The following is an 18,895-nucleotide window of genomic DNA, read 5'->3' as shown; positions in this document are numbered from 1 at the left end:
GCACCGAAAAAGCCTAGCCAAGCAGACGTTGCACGCCCAGGGTGATCGCCAGGCCGCCGCCGAGCAGCCAGAGGTTCAGCAGTGCCCCGGTGAGCAAGGCGCGCGGGCCCGCCTGGCGGATCTGGCTGAAGCGGGTTTCCATACCCAGGGCGGTCATGGCCATGGTCAGGGCGAAGGTGTCCAGGCTGTTGATCGAGGCGACCAGCGGCGCAGGCAGTACTTGCAACGAGTTGACCAGCACCAGCAGCAGGAAACCGAAGGCGAACCAGGGCACTGCGATACGACCGCCACCCTGGGCCTGGCCTGGTTTGCGCGAGCGGCTGATCCACACGCCGACCACCAGCAGCACCGGCACCAGCAGCAGGACCCGGGTCATCTTGACGATGGTGGCGATATGCGTGGCTTGCGGGCTCACATTGCTGGCCGCACCTACGACCTGGGCCACCTCGTGCAGGGTGCCGCCGAAGAACAGGCCCACGCCCAGGGTGTCGAGCGGTACCCAGCCGGCGCTCACCATCAGCGGATAGAGGAACATCGACAGCGTACCGAACAGCACCACGCTGCCCACGGCCATGGCGGCCTTGTGCGGTTGCGAGCGCAGCGCCGACTCGAACGCCAGCACCGCCGCCGCGCCGCAGATCGCGCTGCCGGCGGCGGTGAGCAGGGCGGTGTCGCGGTCCAGCTTCATCACCTTCATGCCGACCCACAGGCCGACCAGCAGCGTGCTGACGACCACCAACAACGAGACGGTGAGCCCCGACCAGCCCACCTGGGCGATTTCCTGCAGGCTGACGCGCAGGCCGAAGAAGGCCACCGCCAGGCGCAGCAGGTTGCGCGCGGAAAAGTTCACGCCGGCCGCCCAGCTCGCCGGCAGGCCGTGGCGCAAGGCATTGCCATACACGGCACCGGCGACGATACCGACAATGAGTGGGCTGATGCCCAGCCCGGCGATGGCGGGCAAGGCGGCCACCTGGGTGACCGCGAAGGCGAACAGTGCAACGAACAGGATGCCATTGAGCCGCCCACGGGTGGAGTGGGTGGGCTCAAGGGCCGAGGTGGCAGGGGCCGTGGCCATGGTAGGACCTCCGAACGGTGACGAGATGAGGTCTACGTTAATTCAGTTATAAGCTTATAAAAAATCGTACTTTGAGATGCAAAGTATCCGTATAGCTGATACTTTTGCGATATGACCCCTGAGCAACTGATAACATTCGCCACGGTTGCCGAACACGGCAATATCAGCCATGCCGCGAACGCACTGCATTTGTCCCAGCCGGCCGTCTCGGGCCAGCTCAAGCTATTGCAGGAGGCATTCGGCGAGCCGTTGTACCAACGCGCAGGCCGTGGCGTGCGCCTGACCGCAGCCGGTGAGCAGTTGCTTGGGCATGCCGAACGCCTGCGCGACACCTTCCGCCAGGCCCAGGCCCTGCGTGATGCCATGCGTGGTCTCGAGCGCGGCACGCTGCGCATCGGTGCGAGCACCACGCCGGCCAGCTACCTGCTGCCTTACCTGCTCGCGGACTTCCACGGGCGCTACCCGGATGTGGTGGTCACCACCACCAATGGCAACACCTCGGAAATCGTTGCGGCGCTGGAAACCCTCGACATCGCCCTGATCGAAGGCCCCCCCGGCCAGGAGCTGGCGTTGGGCACCGAAGTCACGGCCTGGCGCGAAGATGAGATCGTCGCCATCGTCCCGAGCAACCACCCCTTGGCGAGCGGTGGCCAGACGCAACCGCTCGACGTGCTGGGGGCTTACCCATTGGTGCTGCGCGAAAGCGGTTCGGGTGTGCGGCAATTGGTGGAGCGCGCCTTCGCCCGAGAGGGCGTGGCGATGCGCGTGGCACTGGAGATCGCCGGGGTGGAGGGGGTGAAGGAGGCGGTCAGGGCAGGGATGGGTATCGGCTTTGTGTCAGCAATGTCGATCCGTCATGAAGACAACGCCCTGCACCGCCTGGGCATTGCGCCACAGCCCCTGACACGCCATTTCTCGATCCTGATGCCCCATGCCGCGACACCTTCGCGGGCGGCGGCGCGGTTCATGGCGCTGTGCCTGGGCCAATAGCTTCTCATCGCCGGCATGCGTGGATCCTAGGTGCGGGCTGGTCCTGGAACGCAATGTTGCCTCGGATGTCTTCTCTCTTTGCGGTGTCTATAGCCAAGCCTTGCACAATGCTTGGGCTGGCCTCCTATCAGGAGTGCCTGTACGTGTGCAGTACGGGTGTGGGCGATGATCGAGGATTGGCATTTCAGTCCTGGAGAAATTTCATGGATACATCGCTTTTTAGTTGCACGCCTACGATCAAGGTCTTCGATAATCGCGGCTTGACCGTTCGAGATATCGAGTTCCACCGCCATCCCGACTCACCGAGCACGACGGACAGGCGCCTCACCCATCATCGACACGATGCGCGCAGTTTCCTTGTTCAGAGCGCTGACCCACGACTGCATGCCCGTGGATTGGCGAATTTCACTTACTGGACGGATCTTGCCGGTACCGCATTGCGCACGCGCAGTGTCGATGCGGGTATTTCGCTGTTTCTTGCCGATGCCGCTGGCCGTCCTGTCATGGCTATAAAGGAAGTCGGTATCGATGAGACCGGCGGAGCGGATAAAAGCAGGGCGATCACCCGTACCTGGCAGTACGAGGCTCCGTCCCTGGCCGGCCGACCGCTGAGCATGACGGAGCAAGTGGCCGACAGCGAGGTACGGATTGCCGAGCGGTTCGTCTGGGCACAGGTTACGCAACAGGCACGGGACCATAATTTGCTCGGGCAGACGACCCGCCATTACGACCCGGCGGGTCTGGCGCAGGCGAACAGCTTTGCCCTGACGGGTGTGCCGATCTCAACGACCCGGCAGCTGCTCAAGGATGCCGACCATCCTGATATCGTCGCCGACTGGCAGGGCGAAGAGGCGGTGGAATGGGACACCCGTCTGGCCCCCAAGGCCTATACGACCCAGACCACGGCAGACGCCACGGGCGCGATGCTGACGACCCTGGATGCCGCAGGCAACCTGCAACGGGTGGCCTATGACGTGGCCGGCCAGCTCAGTGGCAGCTGGCTGATGATCGCGGGCAAGGCCGGGCAGGTCATCGTCCAGTCCGTCAGTTATTCCGCCGCCGGGCAGAAGCTGCGCGAGGTGCATGGTAACGGTGTGGTGACCACCTACACCTACGAGCCCGACACCCAGCGCCTGTCCTCGATCAAGACCGAGCGCCAGGGCACTGGCGCGAAGGTGCTGCAGGATCTGCGCTATGCCTACGACCCGGTGGGCAATGTGCTGAAGATCCGCAACGATGCCGAGGCCACCCGGTTCTGGCGCAACCAGAAAGTGGTGCCGGAAAACACCTACACCTACGACAGCCTCTACCAACTGGCCAGTGCCACGGGCCGCGAAATGGCCAACGCCGGCCAACCAGGCCGCCACCTCCCGCACGTCACCCCCTTCGACAACACCACCTACACCCCATACACCCGCACGTACCGCTACGACACCGCAGGCAACCTGCTGCAGATCCGTCACAGCGCCCCCGCCACGAACCACAACTACACCACCGACATCACCGTCAGCGACCGCAGCAACCGGGCCGTGTTGAGCACGCTGGCCCAGGAGCCGTCGGCTGTCGAGGCGCTGTTCACCCCGGGCGGGCAACAGGCCGTGCTGTTGCCGGGGCAACCACTGGCCTGGAGTTCGCGCGCCGAGCTCACGCAGGTCGTGTCGGTGAAGCGCGAAGGTGCTACGGACGATCGTGAAAGCTACCGCTATGACAGCCGTAGCCAACGGGTGCTGAAAGCCAGCACCCAGCGAACGGCCAGCAGCACCCAGGCCCAGCGGGTGATCTACCTGCCAGGGCTGGAGCTGCGTACCCACACCAATGGCGACACGCTCATGCAGGAGCTGCAGGTGCTGACGGTGGGCGAGGCCGGTCGTGCGCAAGTGCGGGTACTGCACTGGGCGGCAGGAAAGCCCGATGACCTACCGAACGACCAACTGCGCTACAGCTACGACAACCTGCTGGGCAGCAGCGCGCTGGAGGTCGATGGCGCCGGCAACCTGATCAGCCAGGAAGAGTACTACCCCTTTGGCGGCACGGCGGTATGGGCTGCGCGTAATGAAGTCGAGGCCAGCTACAAGACCGTGCGCTATTCAGGCAAGGAGCGCGATGCCACGGGGCTGTATTACTACGGCTATCGCTATTACCAGCCTTGGGCGGGGCGCTGGTTGAGCGCGGATCCGGCCGGTACGGTAGACGGCCTCAATCTGTTCAGAATGGTAAGCAACAACCCTACGACATTGGTGGATAAACAGGGCTTGGTAGAGGAGCATGCCAACCCGCCGACAAACCCTTGGACGCCCGCCATCGACTATCTGGCCCGGGAAACTGACCCGGCCGAGCAAGCGGAACTTGTTTCGGTGCCCGCTTTCACCGAAGACGGGTTAAAGGCCATTTTTGCGCAATTGAACCTACAGGAAGGAGCGGCCGCATCCCCACCGACGCGGGCAGGCAGGGTAGACAACAATGCCATTACCCTCTGGGAGCAGGAAAAAGGTAGTCATGATGTGGTGTTCTACGCCAATTTTCTGGGGACGGGGCTCGCGGCGTTCGCGACGCATGGTGGCGACGATGGAAGCTTGATGAATGCCCAGGGGGAGTATCGGCCGGCACGTGAAGTTGCAGAAAAGGATATCAAGCCCTGGCTGGAGGGTATTGGTTATGAAGAAGGCAAGGAGTTCATTCTGTTGGCATGCCGTGCAGGACGTACCGGTGCCGCTCGCGAAGTTGCAAGAACATTGAAGAAATACCAGGTCCGAGGCTACCGGAAGACCATTTTCGTCAATGCACCTGAATACATGAAAAAGGTGAATATCAGCCCTCTTCATTCCAGCACTACATTGCCGACGGAAAAGAAATCTATTTATTCGAGATTCTTTGGCAAACAGGGACCGTTCACGGACAAGCCGGAGAGACAGTTAGCGAGTTATAAAGTCTTCGATGGCGCAGGACGTACGATCAAACAGCGCAACCAGAGTCATTGAGTTACGCTGCTCGTGATTCCACTATCGGGCTCGCCCGGCGCTGTTCTGTCGCAACGCCTTGGCCACCTGCGCTTCGATCTTGTAGGCCGGCGCCTCGAGGTCATCGTAGTTGCGCGTATACCGTCGGGCGAACTCCTCGACACCCAGCTCCTGGTACTGCTGCACGTGCTTGAGTTCATGGGCCCAGAGCGCGACATTGTCCTCGGCATCCTGCGCATGGCGGAAGATGATCGTATCGATCAAGGTCACCGCATTCACGTCCGGGTTTTGCAACACCGCATTGGCTGCGCTCATCTGCTGCTCGTTGCCTACGCGATAACGCGCCGCATCGAGCACGGCGAAGTCGTACCAGGGCTCGAGCTGGGCGCGGATGTGCAGGGGGATCGGCTGGGTGCCGGCGGCGGTCGCCTCGTCGCGGGCCTGGCGCAAGGCAAAGGCCAGGCTGCCGGAGGCCATGGTTTCCATATCCTTGAGGATCTGGCCCGCCTGGCCGGGGTCGACTGGCGCGCAGAAGCAGCCCATCAGGCACACCTCGTATTGGCCGGGCGGGCAGGTGGTTTGTGCGAATACAGGAAGGGTGAGCAAGAGGCCGAACAAGACACTAGCATGCTTCATTCAAGGCCCTACCGACAAAACCGAAACCATACCATAGCGTTGTGCAACCGGGAGGGCTTTGCCCTCCTTTCGCGGCACGAGGCCGCTCTCATAGAACAACGCATAACTCATTGATTTGACAAGGCCTGTAGGAGCGGGCTTGTCCCGCGATCAAGGGCGAAGCCCTTGCCATACAGCCGCGGCGGCTGGGCCGGCCCAATCGCGGGACAAGCCCGCTCCTACAGAAGAAGGCGGCGCTAGCCACTTGTTCTCTGCGCGACAGCGCAGCCCAAAGGGCTGGGTAATCTCCCACAGGGATTGTGTAGACGCGATCAGAAGTTGGCCGGGGTATTGGCGCTGATGATCTCGGCTTCGTCGGGGCCGATGTTCTTGAAACTGTGCGGCAAGGTGGTGGGGATGTAGTACCCGTCGCCGGAATTGAGAATGCTCACATGCCCATCCACCCATAATTCCACGGTACCGCGGGTGACCAGGCCGCATTCTTCGCCTTCGGAGTGCACGATCGGCTCGCCGGAGTCGGCGCCGGGGGCATAGAGCTCGCGCAGCATACGCATCTGACGACCTTCGACGCTGGCACCGACCAGCAGCATGCGCAGGCCGTTGCGGCCGAGGTCCGGTTGTTCGCCGGCACGGAACACATAGCGCTCTTCGCGCACTGGCTCGTCGAAACTGAAGAACTCCGCCAGGGACATGGGGATCCCTTCGAGCAGCTTTTTCAGGGAACTGACCGACGGGCTGACACGGTTCTGTTCGATCTGCGAGATCGTCGAGTTGGTCAGGCCGCTGCGGCGGGCCAGTTCCCGTTGGGAGAGATTGTTGCGTTCACGCACCAGTTTGAGTCGTGTCCCCGTGTCCATAGCCGCCTTGTTAGATAGAGAGGTGTCAAAAATAATGGGCGACGCATTAAAGCACACTCTGGGCGGCAACGCGCTGTGCTTGTCAGTGGCGTTGGTCGGTGGGCGTCGGCCACACTCCGATCACCAGTAACAGCATGCCCACCGCCAGGAAGGGCAGGCGAGGGTCGAGGGCATAGACCAAGGTGCCGGCCAGCGGCCCGATCACCGCGCCCATGCCCTGGGCGGCGCCAACGGAACCGGCGGTCGCGCCTTGTTCCGAGGCATGCATGGCATTGGCCGCCAAGGCCGAGAAGGCAGGGAAGACAAAGCCCATACCGCCAGCCGCGACGAAGAACGAAGCCCACAGCCAGGGTGCGCTGGCGGCCAGTGCGGCACAGGCGAAGCCCAGGGCCGAGACGCTGGCACCGATGCGGATCATCTTCAGCGGCGGCCACTCCAAACGCCGTAGCAGCACCTGCACCAGTATCAGCGCCACGCCCACCATGGTCAGGGCGATGCCGGCAGCCTGGGCGGCATCGGCCGGACCCAGTTGCAGACGATCGAGCGCGAAGAAGCCGACGGTGATCTGCGACACCGTCACGCTGAGCATGGCGCTGAAAGCTACCAACAAGGGGCGACGCAGGCGTCGGTCACCCAGCCGTACCGGGCTAGGCCCATGGCTGTGCGCCAAGGGTGGCGGCTTGAGCTTGAACAGCAGCACGAGGAAGGCGCCCGCTGGCAGCAGCGACATCACATAGAAGGGCATGCTCAAACTGTGGCGCGCCAGCAGCGCCGCCAGTGCCGGGCCCAGCACCAGCCCGACGGCATTGGCAGCGCCCAGCGAGGCCATGGCGCGCACTCGGCGTTGCGGCTCGACATGGTCGGCGATCAGGGCATTGGCGCTGACCGGCAAGGCGGCATAGAAGGCGCCGATCATGCCGCGGGTGAGCATCAGGCCGACGAATGCCAGGGTCGCCCCCGGCATCCAGCGCAGCGCGCCGTCGATGAAGAGGCACAGCGACCAATATGAAAGCGTGAACCCCGCGCTGCCCAGCAGCAGGATGCGCCTGCGCCCGTAGCGGTCGGCGGCGCGTCCCCAGGGCTGGGCCAATATCACCCAGACCACGCCCGCAACGGTGACCGCAGCGCCAGCCTGCCAGGTGGCCATCCCCAGCTGGCGCGCGATCGGGCCGATCAACGACACGAAGGCCATCATCGATAGGGTGCATGCGCCGCTGATCAGCAGCAGTGGGCGCAGGTCCAGGGTCGCAGGGGGCGTTGAAGCAGCAGGGTCCTTTGCAGCGGTCATGGGCAGTCCAGTCGGTTGGAAGTCTATGCCCAGGCTGCCCCGCAACGCTCATTCGCTGCGGCGCACAGGGCCAGGCCACATGCTACGCAATACGCCATCCCGGTGCACCCAGGCATGCATCAAGGCGGCTCCCAGGTGGACGAGGATGGTGGCGAACAGCAGGTAGCCGGCCCAGCCGTGGGCCCGGCGCAGCGCTGCGTACAGTTGCAGGTTGTGCGGGGCGATAGCCGGCAATTGCAGCGGGCGCGGGTAGTCACCGGCCGACAGCATGGCCCAGCCCAGCAGCGGCATGGCCAGCATCAGGGCATACAGCAGTAGGTGCGAGGCACCGGCGGCCAGGCGCTGGATCGCCGGCAGGTCATGTGGCAAGGGGGGATGGGGCAGCGCCAGGCGCAGGCCGATGCGCAACACCACCAGCACCAGCAAGGCCAGGCCCGTGGCCTTGTGCAGCTCGACCATCAGTGGATGGCGGGGCGACAGGTCGCCGACCATGCTCACGCCGATGAACAGCATTGCCAGGATCAGCACGGCCATCAGCCAGTGCACCAGCCGGGCGAGGGGATGGAAGACAGTGACGGTCATGGACGGGCTCCGGTATCGAGGGACTCGCGGCTGCGGCGATTGAAGGACTCCGAGTACGCGGCCGAGCGGGCGGCCAGGATCGGGTCGGCAGAAGGCGTGATGCCCGGGGGCAGGATCAGCGGGTCGAAGTTGATGTCGCGGCAGGCGCCTTGCTCGGGCGCGTCGGCCTGTTCGATGACCAGGGTGCCAGCATCGACGCGGCGCCGTTCGGCGGGCCAGGGGCGCGAGGCGTCGTCCTGTGGGTCGTCTGGCTCGGCGAGTACCAGGATCAGGCTCCAGCGTAGCGGGCCCTGGCTCAGGCGTTGTTGCAGATCGTGTTGCAGGAACTGCTTGTCGTCGATCTGCGCTGGCAGCGGGGCGAAGGGGGTCTGGGGCTCCAGTTGCCAACGCACCGGGTGGGCCGTGCCGCCGCCGTCCTTGAGCACGAAGGCATTGATGCTGTGGTACGGGGTGCTGGCGAAGCTGTCGCTGGGTTTGTAGCTGGCGGCCCACTGACGGAAGGCCGCACTCTCCGGATGCGCAGCGAAGAAGGCTTGCAGTCTTGCCGGGTTCGGTTTGCCGGTGGCCGGATCCGGCGCCATGGCCAGGACCTGTTCGTAGAACGCTTGCGGCGTGCCGATCGCGAGCACTGGCGGGTTGTTCATGCCGGTCCGCCAGATGTGCCCGTCATCGGTGCTGAACTGCAGGGCCAGGCTGCGTACCGGGATGCTGGTGTCTGGGGCGAACGGGTTGGCGCCGCCGATGGCAAAGCGGCCAATGACCGGCACCCGGGGCTGGCTGAACACTCTCGCGCTGGACAGCGGCTCGGCCAGCCCGCTGCTCTGGAAATAGCCGCTCACGCACAAGCCTTTGGCGTGGTTCTTGCGATAGCCCGGGTAATGGCCGGCCTGGGCTTCGAAGGTGTCGATGATGCGTTGAGGCGTCAGCGCCGGGGCGCCGATCCAGCCGGCGGCGTAGGCGAAGCCGGCGCCCAGGGTCAGCAGGGTCGCGCCGATCGCCGCCAGGCGCAAGGCCTTGGCCGGGCCGTGCAGAGGAGTGGTCATGGTCGGGTTCCACGCAGTGAATGAGCCGGTACGACGGGCTGGCTGGAGATTTATTCCCGCCGTGGGAATAAATGTCGTGCCGGCGCGTCTGCCCCCTTAGACTGACTCTCAAAGGCCCGGGACCTGACCATGCATGACCTGGATGAACAACAATGGCGCGAATTGCTGCAACGGCTGCGCCGCTTCGCGTTGTGGCTGTGCCGTGAGTCGGGCAGCGCCGACGATCTGGTCCAGGCCACCGTCGAGCGCGCCTTGCGCCGCAGCGGGCAGCAGCGTGACGCCGACAGCCTGCGCGCCTGGTTGTTCACCATCCTTTATCGGCTGTTTCTCGACGGCAAGCGCCGCGAGCGCCTGCATGCCCGCTGGCTGGCCTGGTTCGGGCGTGGCCAGGAGGAAGCGGTGGGTGGCGAAACCGAGCGCATCGTCCTGGCCCATGCCGATCTTGCGGCCTTCGCCCGATTGTCCACCGAACAGCGTGCGCTGCTGTTGCTGGTGAGTGTCGAAGGGTTGAGCTACAAGGAGGCCGCCCAAGCCTTGGGCATCCCTATCGGTACGGTCATGTCGCGCCTGTCGCGTGCCCGTGCCGCCCTGCGCGACTTGACCGAGGGCCAGCCCACGCCACCGGCCTTGCGGAGACTGAAATGACCCTGTTGATTCCCACCGAACATGAGCTGCATGCCTACGTCGATGACCGGCTCGACCCGGTGCGCAGAGCCCAGGTTCAGGCCTGGCTGGCAGCTAATCCGCAAGAGTCGGCGCGGGTGGACGCGTGGCGCAACGACGCCCGGCGCCTGCGCGCGGCCTTGGCCGGCTTCGGGCAGAACAGCACTGCTACCGACTTGGACCTTGGCCAGTTAAGGCGGCGCTTGCGTCGGCGTCGCCAGCGGCAGTGGGCATCGGCTGCGCTGCTGCTTCTGGCGCTGGGCGTGGGTGGGTTCGGTGGCTGGCAAGCCCGTGAAGCGACGCTGACGGCCGATACCTTGCCGATGGCAGACGCCGTGCAGGCCCATCGTCTGTTTGCAGGGGCGGCCACGCTGGATGTCCAGGCCGGCGACCCGCAGCACCTGCAGGCTTGGCTCGAGCGCCACTTCGACCGCGTAGGGCAGTTGCCGGACCTAGGTGTCTATGGGTTCCAGCCGGTGGGCGCCCGGCTGCTGAGCAACGAACAGGGCCCGGCGGCGCTGCTGGTGTTTCAGGACAACAAGGGGAAGCGCATCAGCCTGTTCCTGCGCTCACCCAGCGAACGGTTTGCACGCATGCCCAGCGGGCAGCGGACGGAGGGGCAGCTCGAAGCGCGCTACTGGTCCCATGGTGCTTACAACTTTGCCTTGGTCGGCGCCGCCGACGATGGACGTGCCGATCAATTGCGTCAGGCGTTGGGTGTGAGCCTGTAGTCGCTGGCTTGCCAGACGTAACTATTCAACGCGTGCGCCTGGACCGTCCTCTCTAGCCTCACCGCTTCATTTATCGGGGTACAAGGACCTGGAGCAGCCGGGCCACCCCAGTCAAATACGTTTCGCAGAGGTGGTGAGCAACATTGTCCAACCGTGGTGGGGCCCGGCAGGCATTTGATGCGCTTCAGGCACAGGCGAACCAATGGCAGCTCAAGTGGCCGGCGTTGACCAAGGCGGCAATACGTCGATTGACGCTGCAGTGGCAGCTCCCGACACCGGTCCAGCCGGTCTAGCCCAGCGTACGTTCCAGCGCGCCGAGCAACAGGCTCTGCATCAAGGCCAGCCCTTGGTCGCTGTCCAGCCCACGCCCGCGCAGCAGCCCGGGCAGCTGGTTGAGCAGTGTGGCCAGCACATGCCCGGTGGCCGCCAAGGCTTGGCCCTGCAGCCGGGCGTGTGGCGCGATCAGGTGCAGCAGGCCTTTCTCGTAGCGTGCCCGTGCACTGGCCAGACGGGCTTGCTGGTCCTCGCTCAGGCAGCAGAAATCCCGCTCGGCCAGGCGGAACTGCAGGGGGCGCTCCTCGTGCAACTGCCAATGTGCGGCAATCAAACAAGGCAGCACCGCCTGGCCGCGCGCGAGGGCACGCCGGCCTTGATCGAGGGTCGCTTGCAGCTCTTCATAGAGCTCCTCGATCAAGTCGTACAACAGGTCCTGTTTGCTGGGGAAATGGTGATACAGCGAACCTGGGGTCAGGCCCACATGCGCCGCCAGCTCGCGCATGCTCACCTGGCCAAAGCCTTTTTCGGCAAAGAGCGCCATGGCCTTGTCGCGGCGCTCTTCGAAGTTCGCACAGCGTAGGGCGGCGGTGACTGGCATGGTGCACTCCCGATCAGTAGATGAAGAAACCGCGACCGCTCTTGCGGCCCAGGTAGCCGGCAGCGACCATTTCCTTGAGCAGCGGGGCAGGGCGGTACTTGCTGTCGTTGAAACCCTCGTGGAAGGCCTCCATGATCGCCAGCAAGGTATCCAGGCCGATCAGGTCGGCCAGGGCCAGCGGGCCGATCGGCTGGTTGCAGCCCAGGCGCATGCCGGTGTCGATGTCCTCGGCACTGGCCAGGCCTTCCTGGCGCACGAAGATCGCCTCGTTGATCATCGGCACCAGGATGCGGTTGACCACGAAGCCTGGTCGGTTACCGGCGGTGATCGGCGTCTTGCCCAGTTTCTCGGTCACCACCAGCGCCTGGGCATAGGTGCTGTCGCTGGTCTGCAGGCCGCGGATGATCTCCACCAGGGCCATCATCGGCACCGGGTTGAAGAAGTGCACACCGATGAAGCGCTCCGGGTGCTCGATGCTGGCGGCAAGGGCAGTGACCGACAGCGACGAGGTATTGGTGGCGATCAGGCAATCATCGGGTACCTGGGCGGCGACTTGCTTGAGGATGCGTTGCTTGAGTTCGAGGTTCTCGGTGGCTGCCTCGATCACCAGCTGCGCGCTGGCCAGCTCGGCATAGTCGGTGCTGGTGCGGATGCGCGTCCTGGCCGCCTGGGCCTGGTCGGCTTCCAGTGTACCTTTGTTGACCTGGCGTTCCAGGTTCTTGCCCAGGGTCGCCACGCCGCGCTCCAGCGCCGCCTCGGACACATCGATCAGCAGCACCTGGTAGCCCGCCACGGCGCAGACTTGGGCGATGCCGTTGCCCATGGTGCCGGCGCCGATCACGGCAATCTGTTGAATGCTCACGTCCAGACTCCTCAAACGCGCTCGAAGACCACAGCGATGCCTTGACCACCGCCGATGCACATGGTGGCCAGGGCATAGCGGCCCTGGGTGCGGTGCAGTTCATGGATGGCCTTGGTGGCGATGATCGCACCAGTGGCGCCGACCGGGTGACCGAGGGAGATGCCCGAACCGTTCGGGTTGACCTTCTCCGGGTCGAAGTCCAGTGCACGGGCCACGGCGCAGGCCTGGGCGGCGAAGGCTTCGTTGGACTCGATCACATCCAGGTCGTGGATGGCCAGGCCGGCTTTTTCCAGCACCTTGCGCGTAGCCGGGATCGGGCCCAGGCCCATCAGCTCCGGCTCGACGCCGGCATGGGCGTAGGCCACCAGGCGCGCCAGGGGCTTGAGGCCCAGGCGACGCACGGCTTCACCGGTGGCCAGGACCAAGCCGGCTGCACCATCGTTGATACCGCTGGCATTGCCGGCGGTGACGCTGCCGTCCTTCTTGAACACCGGCTTCATACCGGCCAGTTGCTCGGCGGTCACTTCGGCGCGCACGTGCTCGTCGGTGCTGAACTGCACGCTGCCTTTGCGGGTTTTCAGCTCGATAGGGACGATCTGGCTGGTGAAACGGCCTTCGGCAATGGCGCGGGCGGCGCGGCGTTGGCTGGTCAGGGCCAGCTCATCCTGCATTTCCCGGGTGATGCCGTGCTTGGCCGCGACGTTTTCGGCGGTGATGCCCATGTGGAAGTGTTCGAAGGGGTCCTGCAACACGCCCACGGTATAGTCGATGCCTTGCAGGTCGCCCATGCGTGCGCCCCAGCGCGCTTGCGGCAGCAGGTAGGGGCCACGGCTCATGGACTCGGCGCCGGCGGCCAGGGCCACGTCGGTATCGCCCAGCAGCAGGGTCTGCGCGGCCGAGACGATGGCCTGCAGGCCCGAGCCGCACAGGCGGTTGACGTTGAAGGCCGGGGTTTCCTTGGGCACGCCGGCATTCATCGAGGCGACGCGGCTGAGGTAGGCATCGCGGGGCTCGGTGGGGATGACGGTCCCCATGACCACATGGCCGATGTCGGTGGCGGCCACCCCCGAACGCTCGATGGCGGCGCGGCTGATGGCGCTGGCCAGGTCTGCCAGCGGCAGGTCCTTGAGTGACCCACCGAAACCACCGATGGCCGAACGGACTGCGCTTACGACGTAGATCTCTGCGTTGCTCATGGAAGGCTCCGATTGCAAAGGCATGGCGGGACCGGCACAGGCTCTGCGAGAATGGCCGGCGTTCCCGGAATGGGTCGAGTCTAGGCAAACGCCTGGGCCCGGCCTATGCCGGATCTGTTCAGTAAACCTGGCATTTTTTGCCACCCAGCATAGACAGTGAAAACCAGCCATGCGCGATAGCGATTCGGTCGCGGTGTACTTCCTCAACGCCATGCTGCACAGCCTGCGCGAGCGCCCCGACGAGCGCGATGCCTACCTGCGCGCGGTGGGCATCGATCCGGCAGTGCTCGCGCAGCCCCAGGCACGGGTGCCGGCCAAGGCCTTCGCTCAGCTGTGGCTGGAACTGATCCATGTGCTGGACGACGAGTTCTTCCATCTGGACAGCCACGGGATGCCCATCGGCAGCTTCGCGCTGATCTGCCGTGGCCTGATCCAGGAGCCCACCCTGGAAAAGGCCCTGCGCCAGTGCCTGGGCAATTTTGCCTTGTTCATGCGTGACCTGCGTGGCGCGTTCTCGGTGCGAGGTGGCCGGGTGGTGATCAGCGTGCAGTCGACCATCGCCGACCCGCTGACCCGGGTATACGCCGAGGAAACCTTCCTGGTGCTGGTGGTCGGCCTGCTCTGCTGGCTCGCCGGGCGGCGCATCGCCATCGACCGTACCGAACTCGCGGTGGCCCGCCCGGCGCAGGAGGACGACAGCCTGCTATGGGGCCCTGACCTGCGCCTGGGCAGCGGGCGTACCGAGGTGGAGTTCGACAGCGCCTACCTGCGCCTGCCAGTGGTGCAGGACCTGGCCGCCCTGAAGACTTTCCTGCGCAGCGCACCCCAGGGGCTGGTGATCCGCTTTCGCAACCAGAACGGCCTGGCGGCGGTGGTCTATCGCCACCTGCGTGCGCGGCGCTACGGCCAGTGGCCGACCCTGCAGGCCATGGCCGAGCAGCAGGGCATCAGTGCCAGTACGTTCCGCCGTCAGCTGGAGCGGGAAGGGCGCTCGTACCAGCAGATCAAGGACGAGGTGCGCCGGGCCATGGCCTTCGAGCGATTGCGCGAAGGGGTATTGAGCATCGCCGAGATCGCCGAGCAGGCCGGTTTCCAGGAGCCCAGCGCGTTTCACCGTGCGTTCAAGAAATGGACTGGGTACAGCCCGGGCAGCTATCGGGCGCGGTTGGCCGGGCGCTAATGGGTTGGGGCCGCTAGGCGGCCCTGCGCGGCGCAAGGTCGCTTCTACCGAGTAGCGCCGCATTCAATGGTAGCGGGTTTGTCCCGCGATTGAGCCCGCTCGGTCCGTCAGGCCGGCACCATGGCAAAGCCCACGCCGAAGCGGTTCCAGGCATTGATGGTGGCGATGGCCAGGGTCAGGTTGGCCACTTCTGCCGGTTCGAAGTGCGCTTGCAGGGCTTCGTACTCGGCCTGTGGCGCGCCCCGCTCGGGCAGGCGGGTGAGGCTTTCCACCCAGGCCAGGGCCGCGCGTTCGCGTGGGGTGAAGTACTGGGTTTCGCGCCAGGCGCAGAGGGTCTGCAGGCGGGCTTCGGTTTCCCCAGCCTTGCGGGCATCGTTGGCGTGCATGTTGACGCAATAGGCGCAGCCGTTGATCTGCGAGGCGCGCAGGCGGATCAGTTCGAGCAGCGAGTTTTCCAGGCCGCTGTTGGCCAGGGCCTGCTCCAGGCCGATCATGGCTTTGTAGGCTTGCGGGGCGTGCTTGGCCCATTCGATACGGTCGTGCATGGTGGACTCCGGTGTGAGGATGGATAGTGTTCTCGGCCGCGGTACAACCGATCGCGGGACGAGCCCGCTGCCACAGGGACATACCTTAGTGCCATGGCCATGGATCGCCCGATAGCCAATCTTTGGTTTTGCCAGGGGACCAATCGATCCATTCAGGCGGCCACTGACCTGCATCCAATCTCTTCATTTTGGCGCGCCTGGCCAAGGCGGGATAATGACCGGGTCCTGCTTTCAGAGATTCCAACGATGTCCGATGAACGTTTCATGCGCGAAGCCCTCGACCTGGCTCGCGCCAACATCCAGGCCGGCGGGCGCCCGTTCGGTGCCGTGCTGGTGTACCAAGGCAAGGTGCTGGCACGTGCCGTCAACGAGATCCACAGCACCCAGGACCCGACCACCCACGCCGAAATGCAGGCGATCCGCAAAGCCGCCCAGGCCTTGGGCCAGGCACGCCTGGATGGCGCCGAGATCTATGCCAGCGGCCATCCGTGCCCGATGTGCCTGGCCGCCATGCACCTGTGCGGCATCGAACGGGCCTGGTTCGCCTATGACAACGACGAAGGCGAGCCCTATGGCCTGTCGACGGCGGCCGTATACGCACAGATGGCCCGCCCGCCCCAGCAGCAGAGCCTGCCCCTGAAGCCGCTCAAGCCTGCCGGCGAGGCCGACCTGTACCTTCAATGGAAGCAGGCGCACCAGGCATGAGAGGCGCACTGAACCTGTTGTTGGTGCTGCTGTTGGCACTGAACCTGCGGCCGATCCTCACCAGTATCGGCCCGCTGCTGGAACCCATGCGCGCCAGTACCGGCCTTGGCTACCAGCAGGCCGCCCTGCTGACGGCGCTGCCGGTGCTGTGCATGGGCCTGATCCCCTTGCTGCAACCTTGGTTGCGCCGCTGGCTGAGCGAGCATGGCGGCATGCTCATGGGGCTGGCGGCGATCGCCCTGGCGTGCCTGTGGCGCCTGCAGCTCGACAGCGCCTGGGCGTTGATCGCCAGTGCGGTGTTGGCCGGGCTGGGGGTGGCTGTCGTCCAGGGCATGATGCCGGGCCTGGTCAACCGTTGGTTCCCCACGCGCTTGGCGACCACCATGGGCTTGTATTCGGCGGCCTTGATGAGTGGAGGCGGCCTAGCCGCGGTGCTCGGGCCTTCGATCAGCGAGGCCAGCGGGCGCTGGCAGGTCGGCCTGGGCGTCTGGGCACTGCCCGCTGTGCTGGCGGTGCTGGCCTGGCTGGTGCTCAGGCCACGGCACAGCACGCCGAAGCTGGCCGGCGGCGGTGGTGGGCATTGGTTCGGCAACCGTCGGGCCTGGCTGCTGGCCAGCTACTTCGGCCTGATCAACGGCGGCTACACCAGCATGGTGGCTTGGTTGCCAGCCTACCACATCGAGCACGGCGGCACGGCCCAGGGTGGGGGTGAGCTGGTGGGCCTGATGACCATCTTCCAGGTCACCGGTGCCTTGGGCCTGCCGCTGTTGCTGCGTAGCCTGGCGGACCGTCGACCGGGTCTTTGGCTGGCATTGTCCATCCAACTGCTGGGCTTCCTCGGCCTGCTGCTGGCCCCGACCCTGGCCATGGGCGTCTGGGTGGCGATGATCGGCCTTGGCCTGGGAGCGTGTTTCAGCCTGAGCCTGACCTTGACCCTCGAGCACCTGAAGAAGGACCCCGCGCAAGCGGGCAGCCTGGCAGCGTTCGTCCAGGGCATCGGTTTCATCATCACCGGTATCGTGCCGTACATCACCGGTTGGCTGCGCGATGTGACCGGGGACTTCCAGGCCTCCTGGACATTGCTGGCCATCACCGTGGTAGCGATGCTGCTGGTGACCGTGCGCTTCGTCCCACGGGGCTATGCCAGCGCCATTGCCCGCCCAGGGCAAGCGGCGCAGGCGACGGTCAGCTGAGGCCCTGCAAGGTGTCGCGGACCCGGTCCAGTGCCGGGTCGATGTCCAGCAGCTCGATGGCCCCGAAGCCGAACAGCAGCCCTGGGCGCACCGGGGCTTCGCTGAAGAACGGGGCCAGCGAGTAGAGGCCCACTTCGACCTTGCGCGCCAGGGTTACCAGCAGCTCCACGTCTACCCCGGGCTTTGCCAGCGCACTGAGGTGAAAGCCAGCGTTGGCCGGCACTGCGGTCAGCCAGGGCGCCAGGTCGCCGCCCAGGCGTGCCAGGATCCGTTCGCGACGGGCGCTGTACACCTCATGGCAGCGGCGGATGTGCTTGTTCAGGTGCCCCTCGCTGATGAAACGCGCCAATGCCCATTGCTGCAGCGGCGGGCTGTGCCAATCGGTCAGGTGCTTGGCTGCACAGGCCGCCCGCAGCACGCTTGGCGGCAGCACGGCATAGCCCAGGCGCAGCTCCGCTAGCAAGGTCTTGGAGAAGGTTCCGACATACGCCACCAGGCCGTGTCGGTCGAGCCGTTGCAGGGCATCGCTGGCAGGCCCCTGGTAGCGGAATTCGCAGTCGTAGTCGTCTTCGATGATCAGGGCCCCAAGCTCGGCCGCGCGGGCCAGCAAGGCGGTGCGACGGCGCTCGCTCATGGGCATGCCCAAAGGGAACTGGTGCGAGGGCGTCACGTAGATCAGCCGCGTGCCATCGGCGATCTGTTCCACGCACATGCCTTCATCGTCCACCGGCACCGCTTGCACGCGCGCGCCCAGGGCCAGGAACAGCTGGCGCGCCGGGGGGTAGCCGGGGTCTTCCATGGTCACCTGGCAGCCTGGTTCGATCAACACCCGGGCGATCAGGTCCAGGGCCTGTTGGGCGCCGTTGCACACCAGTACATCCGCTGCACTGCAGTGCACGCCCCGGGCGAAGGCGATGTGGTGGGCGATGGCTTCGCGCAGTTCCGGCAGGCCCTGGGCGAGGAAGTGCCGCTGGGGGTGACGTTGGCTGCGCCGCAGGGCGTATTGCAGGCAGCTACGCCACTGGTCGAAGGGGAACTGCGCCTTGCTCGAGGCGCCGCCGACGAAGTCATGACGCGAGGGCGCCTCCTGGGCCTGCCCGGCCAGCACCGTGGCGCGTTGCTGCCAGCGTTGCAGCGTAGCGGCGGCAGCCAGGGGGATGGGCTGGGCGTCGCTGGCCTGCAACGGCTTGCGCGGGGTGATGAAGGTACCGCGGCCGACCACGCCGCTGAGCAGGTTGTCGTAGGTCAGGCGCGAATAGGCTTCGGCCACGGTCTTGCGTGACACGCCCAGCTGTTCGGCGAGCAGGCGGGTGGGGGGCAACTGGGTACCGGCGGCCAGGTGGCCGCTGTCGATGCCAGCCCGTAACTGTTGATAGAGCTGGTCGGCCAGGCCTTTGCGGCCTTGCAGGCGGATGTGCAGTTCCATGGGGCGTCCGGAGTGCAGGATGATCGAAGCTTCGGGTTTTTCGGGCCTGGGTGCAAGAGGCCGGCCCGCTCCCGTTCAGTCCCCAACGGAAT

General features: G+C 65.4%; 18 protein-coding genes. 7 read left to right on the top strand and 11 right to left on the bottom strand.

All coding sequences use genetic code 11. The features are described from left to right. Positions 1 to 13: 13 nt before the first annotated feature. On the bottom strand, positions 14 to 1,075 hold the full coding sequence (locus K8374_RS14395) for a YeiH family protein (protein ID WP_224456121.1): 1,062 nt from the start codon (positions 1,073 to 1,075) through the stop codon (positions 14 to 16). A gap of 111 nt (positions 1,076 to 1,186) precedes the next feature. Here K8374_RS14395 and K8374_RS14390 point away from each other — a divergent pair, with 111 nt between their 5' ends. Then, positions 1,187 to 2,065 carry a LysR family transcriptional regulator gene (locus K8374_RS14390; protein ID WP_224456120.1) on the top strand — a complete coding sequence of 293 codons (879 nt, stop codon included), beginning with the start codon at positions 1,187 to 1,189 and terminating at the stop codon, positions 2,063 to 2,065. Between the two features lie 203 nt (positions 2,066 to 2,268). After that, on the top strand, positions 2,269 to 5,043 hold the full coding sequence (locus tag K8374_RS14385) for an RHS repeat domain-containing protein (RefSeq protein WP_224456119.1): 2,775 nt from the start codon (positions 2,269 to 2,271) through the stop codon (positions 5,041 to 5,043). A gap of 21 nt (positions 5,044 to 5,064) precedes the next feature. Here the strand turns inward: K8374_RS14385 and K8374_RS14380 are convergent, their stop codons facing one another. The 5 genes from K8374_RS14380 to K8374_RS14360 form a co-directional block, all read right to left on the bottom strand. Then, entirely contained in the window at positions 5,065 to 5,658 is a 594-nt protein-coding gene (locus tag K8374_RS14380; protein ID WP_224456118.1) for a DUF4157 domain-containing protein, read from the bottom strand. A 311-nt stretch (positions 5,659 to 5,969) separates the two neighbouring features. Next, a complete protein-coding gene (locus K8374_RS14375) occupies positions 5,970 to 6,515 on the bottom strand; it encodes a cupin domain-containing protein (protein ID WP_196143115.1) in 546 nt (181 codons plus the stop codon). Positions 6,516 to 6,597: 82 nt separating this feature from the next. Further along, complete coding sequence (locus tag K8374_RS14370; protein ID WP_224456117.1) at positions 6,598 to 7,803, bottom strand: MFS transporter; 1,206 nt, start codon at positions 7,801 to 7,803, stop codon at positions 6,598 to 6,600. A gap of 48 nt (positions 7,804 to 7,851) precedes the next feature. Continuing rightward, positions 7,852 to 8,385 carry a cytochrome b gene (locus K8374_RS14365; protein WP_224456116.1) on the bottom strand — a complete coding sequence of 178 codons (534 nt, stop codon included), beginning with the start codon at positions 8,383 to 8,385 and terminating at the stop codon, positions 7,852 to 7,854. Continuing rightward, positions 8,382 to 9,428 (bottom strand): catalase family peroxidase, encoded by a 1,047-nt coding sequence (locus K8374_RS14360; protein WP_224456115.1) that lies wholly within the window; start codon positions 9,426 to 9,428, stop codon positions 8,382 to 8,384. The genes K8374_RS14365 and K8374_RS14360 overlap by 4 nt, the downstream gene beginning before the upstream one ends. A gap of 129 nt (positions 9,429 to 9,557) precedes the next feature. Here K8374_RS14360 and K8374_RS14355 point away from each other — a divergent pair, with 129 nt between their 5' ends. Together K8374_RS14355 and K8374_RS14350 are read left to right on the top strand one after the other, a co-directional pair. Then, positions 9,558 to 10,073, top strand: coding sequence for a sigma-70 family RNA polymerase sigma factor (locus tag K8374_RS14355; RefSeq protein ID WP_224456114.1), 516 nt, complete (start codon positions 9,558 to 9,560; stop codon positions 10,071 to 10,073). Beyond that, positions 10,070 to 10,822 (top strand): anti-sigma factor family protein, encoded by a 753-nt coding sequence (locus K8374_RS14350; RefSeq protein ID WP_224456113.1) that lies wholly within the window; start codon positions 10,070 to 10,072, stop codon positions 10,820 to 10,822. Before K8374_RS14355 ends, K8374_RS14350 begins: the two co-directional genes overlap by 4 nt. A gap of 289 nt (positions 10,823 to 11,111) precedes the next feature. On the opposite strand, the gene K8374_RS14345 is transcribed toward K8374_RS14350, so the two are convergent. From K8374_RS14345 to K8374_RS14335, 3 genes are read right to left on the bottom strand one after another with little or no spacing between them, the layout of a single operon-like run. Further along, positions 11,112 to 11,696, bottom strand: coding sequence for a TetR/AcrR family transcriptional regulator (locus tag K8374_RS14345; RefSeq protein ID WP_224456112.1), 585 nt, complete (start codon positions 11,694 to 11,696; stop codon positions 11,112 to 11,114). A 13-nt stretch (positions 11,697 to 11,709) separates the two neighbouring features. Beyond that, a complete protein-coding gene (locus tag K8374_RS14340) occupies positions 11,710 to 12,558 on the bottom strand; it encodes a 3-hydroxybutyryl-CoA dehydrogenase (protein WP_224456111.1) in 849 nt (282 codons plus the stop codon). An 11-nt stretch (positions 12,559 to 12,569) separates the two neighbouring features. Next, positions 12,570 to 13,754, bottom strand: a complete 1,185-nt coding sequence (locus K8374_RS14335) for an acetyl-CoA C-acyltransferase family protein (RefSeq protein ID WP_224456110.1) — start codon at positions 13,752 to 13,754, stop codon at positions 12,570 to 12,572. 169 nt (positions 13,755 to 13,923) lie between these two features. Between K8374_RS14335 and K8374_RS14330 the strand changes: the two genes are divergently transcribed. Next, positions 13,924 to 14,934: an AraC family transcriptional regulator gene (locus tag K8374_RS14330; protein ID WP_084853582.1), complete on the top strand. Its 1,011-nt coding sequence runs from the start codon at positions 13,924 to 13,926 to the stop codon at positions 14,932 to 14,934. A gap of 107 nt (positions 14,935 to 15,041) precedes the next feature. Here K8374_RS14330 and K8374_RS14325 read toward each other — a convergent pair whose 3' ends face one another. Continuing rightward, a complete protein-coding gene (locus K8374_RS14325; RefSeq protein ID WP_084853580.1) occupies positions 15,042 to 15,479 on the bottom strand; it encodes a carboxymuconolactone decarboxylase family protein in 438 nt (145 codons plus the stop codon). Between the two features lie 246 nt (positions 15,480 to 15,725). Here K8374_RS14325 and K8374_RS14320 point away from each other — a divergent pair, with 246 nt between their 5' ends. Then, entirely contained in the window at positions 15,726 to 16,184 is a 459-nt protein-coding gene (locus K8374_RS14320) for a nucleoside deaminase (RefSeq protein WP_224456109.1), read from the top strand. After that, a complete protein-coding gene (locus K8374_RS14315; protein ID WP_224456108.1) occupies positions 16,181 to 17,377 on the top strand; it encodes a CynX/NimT family MFS transporter in 1,197 nt (398 codons plus the stop codon). The genes K8374_RS14320 and K8374_RS14315 overlap by 4 nt, the downstream gene beginning before the upstream one ends. Here the strand turns inward: K8374_RS14315 and K8374_RS14310 are convergent. Beyond that, positions 17,370 to 18,803, bottom strand: coding sequence for a PLP-dependent aminotransferase family protein (locus tag K8374_RS14310; protein ID WP_224456107.1), 1,434 nt, complete (start codon positions 18,801 to 18,803; stop codon positions 17,370 to 17,372). The two genes, K8374_RS14315 and K8374_RS14310, sit on opposite strands and share 8 nt — an antisense overlap. Between the last annotated feature and the right edge of the window lie 92 nt (positions 18,804 to 18,895).

Origin of the sequence: Pseudomonas sp. p1(2021b), from assembly GCF_020151015.1 — a bacterium.
Taxonomy (GTDB): Bacteria; Pseudomonadota; Gammaproteobacteria; order Pseudomonadales; family Pseudomonadaceae; genus Aquipseudomonas; species Aquipseudomonas putida_K.
This window is presented reverse-complemented; position numbering and strand designations above follow the sequence as displayed.